General features: G+C 42.0%; 5 protein-coding genes. 4 read left to right on the forward strand and 1 reads right to left on the reverse strand.

Translation table 11 applies throughout. The annotated features are described in order from the left end of the window. Positions 1-8: 8 nt before the first annotated feature. Positions 9-2,195: a fatty acid oxidation complex subunit alpha FadB gene (gene fadB, locus C6H66_RS04320; protein ID WP_105394885.1), complete on the reverse strand. Its 2,187-nt coding sequence runs from the start codon at positions 2,193-2,195 to the stop codon at positions 9-11. A 272-nt stretch (positions 2,196-2,467) separates the two neighbouring features. Between fadB and pepQ the strand changes: the two genes are divergently transcribed. The 4 genes from pepQ to hemG are packed head-to-tail and all read left to right on the forward strand — an operon-like array spanning position 2,468 to position 6,462. Then, on the forward strand, positions 2,468-3,802 hold the full coding sequence (gene pepQ, locus C6H66_RS04325) for a Xaa-Pro dipeptidase (RefSeq protein ID WP_046397219.1): 1,335 nt from the start codon (positions 2,468-2,470) through the stop codon (positions 3,800-3,802). Then, entirely contained in the window at positions 3,802-4,413 is a 612-nt protein-coding gene (locus C6H66_RS04330) for an IMPACT family protein (RefSeq protein ID WP_105394886.1), read from the forward strand. Before pepQ ends, C6H66_RS04330 begins: the two co-directional genes overlap by 1 nt. 37 nt (positions 4,414-4,450) lie before the next feature. Further along, positions 4,451-5,902, forward strand: coding sequence for a Trk system potassium transporter TrkH (gene trkH, locus C6H66_RS04335; protein ID WP_046397221.1), 1,452 nt, complete (start codon positions 4,451-4,453; stop codon positions 5,900-5,902). A gap of 23 nt (positions 5,903-5,925) precedes the next feature. Then, complete coding sequence (gene hemG, locus C6H66_RS04340; RefSeq protein ID WP_046397222.1) at positions 5,926-6,462, forward strand: menaquinone-dependent protoporphyrinogen IX dehydrogenase; 537 nt, start codon at positions 5,926-5,928, stop codon at positions 6,460-6,462. The last annotated feature ends 386 nt before the right edge of the window (positions 6,463-6,848 follow it).

Below are 6,848 nucleotides of genomic sequence, written 5' to 3' on the forward strand. Positions count from 1 at the left end.
TCCAGACCTCACGCTGTTTTTCCGGTGCTGACAGCAATCGTTGCTGCTGTAGGATAGTAACTTTCATTACGTTCAGCTTTGGCTTTCAGACCAGGTGGTACCTGATAAAGAGCACCGAGGTGAGCATAATTTTCAGCCATTTTTACGTAAGCTGCTGTTCCCATTGTTTCCAGATAACGGAAAACACCACCGTGGAATGGAGGGAAACCAAGGCCATAAACCAGAGCCATATCTGCTTCTGCCGGGCTGGCAATGACTCCTTCTTCCAGACAACGGACAACTTCGTTGATCATCGGGATCATAGTACGAGCAATGATCTCTTCACCGGAGAAATTACTCTTCTGTTGGCAGATAGTTGCCAGCAGTTGGTCTGTTTGCTCGTCCTGCTCTTTTTTAGGCTTACCTTTCTTATCTTGAGTGTACTTGTAGAAACCAAGGCCGTTTTTCTGCCCGTAACGTTGATTGTCATATAGAACATCAATGGCATCTTTATAATCACGCTCCATTCGATCTGGGAACCCTTGGGCCATGACTGATTGAGCATGATGTGCAGTATCAAGACCAATAACATCAATAAGATAGGCAGGACCCATTGGCCAACCAAATTCTTTCTCCATGATTTTGTCTATTTGGCGGAAATCACCACCATCACGCAATAGCAGACCGAAGCCAAGGAGATAAGGAAGCAGTACCCGGTTTACAAAGAACCCTGGACAGTCGTTAACGACGATCGGAGTTTTACCCATTTTGCTGGCATAGGCGACTACGGTTGAAATTGTCTTTTCAGACGTTTTTTCACCGCGAATTACTTCAACTAACGGCATGCGGTGTACCGGGTTGAAGAAATGCATACCACAGAAGTTTTCCGGGCGTTTTAGGGAGTTAGCCAATTCTGAAATCGGAATTGTTGATGTATTGGAAGCTAGGACACAATCTTCATTAACCAGAGTTTCAGTTTCTGATAGTACAGCCGCTTTGATCTTAGGATTCTCTACTACAGCTTCAACCACGATTTGAGCCTGTTCGATACCGGCATAGTTTAAGGTAGGTTGAATAGAAGAGAGGGTTTTCGCCATTTTTATGGCATCTAGACGGCCACGTTCAAACTGCTTGTTTAGAAGTTTCGCGGCTTCACTCATACCTAATTCAAGGGCTTGCTGGCTGATGTCTTTCATCATGACAGGCATCCCTTTGCGGGCAGATTGATAGGCTATACCACCACCCATAATTCCTGCACCTAGAACTGCGGCATACTCAGGTGTTGTGACTTCTTTCAGATGTTTTTTTGCCAGCCCTTTTACATACTGATCATTAAGAAAAATGCCCACTAAGGCACGGGCAACATTTGTCTGTGCTAGAGGAATGAAGCTGGCGGTTTCTTGTTTCAACGCTTCATCGCGACCAAGTGTAGCGGCTTTTTCTATGGATTTAACTGCGGCGATGGGAGCTGGATAATGAGGACCGGCGACTTTCATCACCATACCTTTTGCCACACTAAAACTCATGCTTCGTTCAATTTCATTGAGTTTCAAAGGCTCTAATTTCGGCTGGCGTGCGGCTTTCCAGTCAAGGTTCCCTGCAATTGCTTGTTCCAGCATTGATACTGCGGAGTCAACCAATTTTTCTTTGGGAACAACAGCGTCAATCAAACCGTTTTTCAATGCATCTTCTGCACCAATGTCTTTACCTGCTGCAATGATATCTAGAGCATTATCAGTCCCGATCAAGCGTGGAAGGCGAACAGAGCCACCAAAACCAGGCATAATACCAAGTTTGGTTTCTGGCAGCCCAATGCGTACATCCGGGGAGGCCACACGGAAATCTGTAGATAGAACACATTCACAACCACCACCAAGAGCATAACCGTTTATTGCCGAAATGGTTGGTACAGGTAAATCTTCTATCCGGTTTAAAATGCTATTTGAAAAGTTAAGCCATTCTTGCAGTTTTTCTACAGGTGAATCGAATAAAGAGAGGAATTCAGTAATATCTGCACCAACAATAAATGCAGCTTTTTCAGAACGTAATAAAACGCCTTTCAGTCCAGTTTGTTGCTCCAGGCTAGCAACAGCCTTATCGAGAGATGCAACGGTTTTGGTATCTAGTTTATTAATCGCGGCTGGGGCATTGAAAACCAGTTCAGCAATGCCATCTTTCAGCCAGCTTACTTGAATTGTTTCACTTTGATAGAGCATGTCGTTCTCCTAAATGAGCGCATACCATCTGGTATGACCAGATGGGTTTGATTGTGGTTATTATGTTAAGTAAATGCAAATGAGTGATTAGTTTTTTGCAAGGGTGATCACAAGTGAGATTTGTATCTCATTGACAATAATTGTTTTTATATTTTGATAAATAAGGTGTTAGCGGGAGCCGATAAATTGAGAGGGTTTTGCGTGATACCTGCAAATATCAATGGCTGTGATAAGCTAATGGTCTAGCCATAAAATAAAAAAGGTCAATTGAAATGGAAAAGTTGGCATCTCTGTACCACGAACATATCTCTACATTGCAGCAACGTACCTGTGAAGCATTGGCCCGTAATCAATTCGATGCTTTGCTGATTCACTCTGGTGAGTTACAGCGTATTTTTCTTGATGATAGAGACTACCCTTTCAAAGTTAACGCTCACTTCAAAGCTTGGGTGCCAGTAACCAAAGTGCCTAATTGCTGGTTGTGGGTAGATGGTATTAATAAGCCTAAATTATGGTTTTACTCACCGGTAGATTATTGGCACAGCGTAGAACCGCTACCGACTAGCTACTGGACTAAAGAAGTTGAAATGATCCATCTGGCAAATGCTGGAGATATCAATGCAGAGTTAAGCACTTATGTGAAACAGAATGTTGCTTACATTGGTTGTTCACCACAAAGAGCAAAAGAGATTGGTTTCTCTGAACACAATATTAATCCAAAGCCTGTCCTTGATTATTTGCATTTCTATCGTTCATACAAAACAGATTATGAATTAGCTTGTATGCGTGAAGCACAAAAAACGGCTATTGTCGGGCATTTGGCCGCTTATGAAGCATTTCAGGCTGGGATGAGTGAATTTGATATTAATATCTCTTATCTTACGGCAACAGGTCATCGTGATACAGATGTACCTTATGACAATATTATTGCTATGAATGAGAATGCGGCTGTTTTGCATTACACTGTATTGCAGCACAATGTACCTTCAGAGATACGTAGTTTCCTGATTGATGCCGGTGCTGAATATAATGGTTATGCAGCAGATATCACCCGTACTTATTCAGCAAAAAGCAATAACGAATTTTCCTCTTTAATTAAAGATATGAATGCTGAACAAAAAGCACTAATCAGTACAATTAAAGCAGGAGTTCGCTATACCGAATATCATGTTCAGATGCATCATCGTATTGCTAAGTTATTGAAAAAATATGGTATTGTGAAAGATATTAGTGAAGAGGTTATGGTTGAGAAAGGGCTGACAACGCCATTCTTTCCACATGGTATTGGTCATCCTCTTGGATTACAAGTCCATGATGCGGCAGGGTTTATGCAGGATGATACAGGTGCATATTTAGCAGCTCCGGATATGTATCCTTATCTGCGTTGTACCCGTATTCTGGAACCCCGAATGGTGCTGACTATCGAGCCTGGCCTTTATTTCATCGAATCGCTGCTTGCACCTTGGCGTGAAAGTGAATTCAACAAACATTTTGACTGGAATAAAATTGGGATGCTTAAACCTTTCGGTGGTATTCGTATCGAAGACAATATTGTGATCCATGCAAATAAAGTGGAAAACATGACTAGGGATCTTCAATTGCCATAATGAAGCCTTATTTGATACCCGCAGCTTCAGTGAATTTTACTGAAGAGATTAAAAAAAGTCGCTTTATTACCTTGCTGAAGCATACTTGTGGGGTGGATGAGGCCAAGGAGTTTATCCAGCAAATCAAAGCTCAGTACCCTGATGCCCGCCATCACTGCTGGGCGTTTGTTGCTGGCGCGCCGGATGATTCACAACAGTTGGGTTTTTCAGATGACGGCGAGCCTTCAGGGACCGCAGGTAAACCGATGCTATCCCAGCTTATGGGAAATAATGTTGGTGAAATAACCGCGGTCGTTGTTCGTTATTTTGGTGGAATAAAATTAGGTACCGGGGGGTTAGTAAGGGCATATGGAAGTGGTGTTCAACAGGCGCTGAAATTGCTGGAAACAAAATATAAGGTTCCACAGAAACTCTGTTCCTTGCAGTGTGAATATGCCCATATCTCTATGATTGAACAGTTATTACAGAAATCATCAGGGCAAATTATTTCCAGTGAGTATGCAGAGAATGTTACTTTGCGGATTTCACTTCCAACTACCTTAGTGGGGGAAGTCGGTGATAAATTACGTGATCTAAGTCGTGGTGTACTGCATTTAACACCTGATCTGTAAATATTCTCTGTAACTGGATTTCTAAGGAACCAGCTAAATGCATTTTCGTGCCATAACCCGTATTGTTGGGCTGCTTGTCATTCTTTTCTCTGTCACCATGATAATTCCAGGATTGGTAGCACTTATCTATCGTGATGGCGCTGGGCGTGCATTTAGTCAGACATTTATTTTTGCCTTAATTATTGGTTTGATGCTTTGGATACCAAATCGGGAGCAAAAACATGAATTAAAGCCCCGAGAAGGGTTTCTTATCGTTGCTTTATTTTGGATTGTACTTGGTAGTGTTGGGGCTTTACCTTTCATCTTTTCTGAACAGCCAAACCTTTCTATTACAGATGCATTTTTTGAGTCTTTCTCCGGTTTAACAACAACGGGTGCTACGACCCTGATTGGGCTTGATTCCTTGCCTAAAGCGATTCTTTTCTACCGGCAGATGCTGCAATGGTTAGGTGGTATGGGGATTATTGTGCTGGCTGTTGCAATATTGCCTCTACTCGGGGTTGGGGGAATGCAACTCTATCGGGCTGAAATGCCTGGCCCTTTGAAAGATAATAAAATGCGCCCACGAATTGCTGAAACGGCAAAAACCTTATGGTTGATTTATGTATTACTGACAATTGCCTGTGCTTTGTCATTATGGGCTGCGGGGATGTCAGTTTTTGATGCCATTTCTCATAGTTTTTCAACTATCGCAATTGGTGGATTTTCTACACATGACGCGAGTATTGGTTATTTCCATAGCCCCGCGATAAATACCATTATTGCGATTTTTCTGCTGATTTCTGGTTGTAACTTTGGTTTGCACTTCGCGGTATTAACGGGACGTAGCCTGACAGTATATTGGCGGGACCCTGAATTCCGCATGTTTATCTCCATTCAATTGGTGCTTGTTATTATTTGCACTCTGATCTTATGGAATCACTCTGTTTATAAATCGGGGATGGAGACACTAAATCAAGCTTTTTTCCAGGTTGTTTCAATGGCGACAACGGCAGGATTCAGCACAGATAGCTTTGCACGTTGGCCATCATTTTTGCCAATATTATTGTTGTGTTCCGCGTTTATTGGTGGTTGTGCGGGTTCAACGGGAGGAGGACTGAAAGTCATTCGTATCTTATTACTATTCCTGCAAGGTTCCCGTGAATTGAAGAGATTGGTTCATCCAAATGCGGTTTATACCCTCAAGCTAGGGCGAAGAGCATTACCTGAACGGATTATTGAAGCTGTTTGGGGATTCTTCTCTGCTTATGCTTTGGTATTTATCATTAGCTTGTTATTACTTATTGCAACTGGTGTAGATGAACTTTCTGCGTTTTCTGCAATAGCCGCTACACTAAATAATCTAGGGCCTGGGTTGGGTGTTGTTGCGGATAACTTCACTGCAATGAATCCGGCAGCCAAATGGATATTAGTTATAACGATGTTGTTTGGTCGCTTGGAAGTATTCACTTTATTAGTTTTATTTACACCAACCTTCTGGCGTGAATAGTCTATTGGGAGAGGAATATGGCTATGAATTGTTTGTTACTTTATTCTAGTCGGGATGGGCAGACTAAGAAAATCGTTACCCGCATTGCTGAAAATCTACGCAGATCAGGGGAGGTATGCGAGCTCAGAGATTTAGCAACAGCCAAAACGATCAATTTGGAATCTTATGACAAGGTTATGATTGGAGCTTCGATCAGATATGGTCATTTCAGTTCGGCATTGAAAAAGTTTGCAATCTGTCATCAACAACAACTTAATAAAATGCCAACCGCGTTTTTTGGTGTAAATCTGACAGCAAGGAAGCCGGAGAAACGTACACCAGAAACGAATGTGTATGTTCGTAAATTTCTGCTTAATACTCCCTGGAAGCCAGATTTATGTGGTGTTTTTGCTGGTGCATTACTTTATCCCCGTTATCATTGGTTGGATCGGATAATGGTGAAGATGATTATGAAGATGACCGGTGGGGAAACTGATACAACCAAAGAAATTGAATATACCGACTGGCAGCAAGTCGATCATTTTGCTAATGATTTCCTTGAAATAGTGAGTGAAAAATAACTGATTTGTTCTTTTTGTCAGTGTTTTGTTGAAAAAATCCGCGAATGGCTGTTTTTTTTCAATAAATACTTGCCAACGTCAAAGAACTCCCTATAATGCGCCACCACTGACCGACACAACGCTGATAAACATTGTGAGGTCGGGCAGAGAAAAAGCCAATAAGCGCTTGACTCTGCGGGCGAACAGCGTAGTATACGCAGCCCGGCTGAACGAGAATGTGATTTTTTGATTCAGCCTGCTCTTTAACAATTAATCAGACAATCTGTGTGGGCACTCACAAGACCGTATCACAAAAAAATACGTTTTAAAGTCTTGAAGAGTGAACAACAGTTAATTCATTACGAACTAATTAGTCAGAATTCTTTGAGCATCAAGCTTTGAATTGA

The organism is Photorhabdus hindustanensis (assembly GCF_002968995.1).
Taxonomy (GTDB): Bacteria; Pseudomonadota; Gammaproteobacteria; order Enterobacterales; family Enterobacteriaceae; genus Photorhabdus; species Photorhabdus akhurstii.

Coding starts and splice junctions, on each gene's coding strand:
- fadB (WP_105394885.1), bottom strand. CDS start 2,195: ATGCTCTATCAAAGTGAAACAATTCAAGTAAGCTGGCTGAAAGATGGC.
- pepQ (WP_046397219.1), top strand. CDS start 2,468: ATGGAAAAGTTGGCATCTCTGTACCACGAACATATCTCTACATTGCAG.
- C6H66_RS04330 (WP_105394886.1), top strand. CDS start 3,802: ATGAAGCCTTATTTGATACCCGCAGCTTCAGTGAATTTTACTGAAGAG.
- trkH (WP_046397221.1), top strand. CDS start 4,451: ATGCATTTTCGTGCCATAACCCGTATTGTTGGGCTGCTTGTCATTCTT.
- hemG (WP_046397222.1), top strand. CDS start 5,926: ATGAATTGTTTGTTACTTTATTCTAGTCGGGATGGGCAGACTAAGAAA.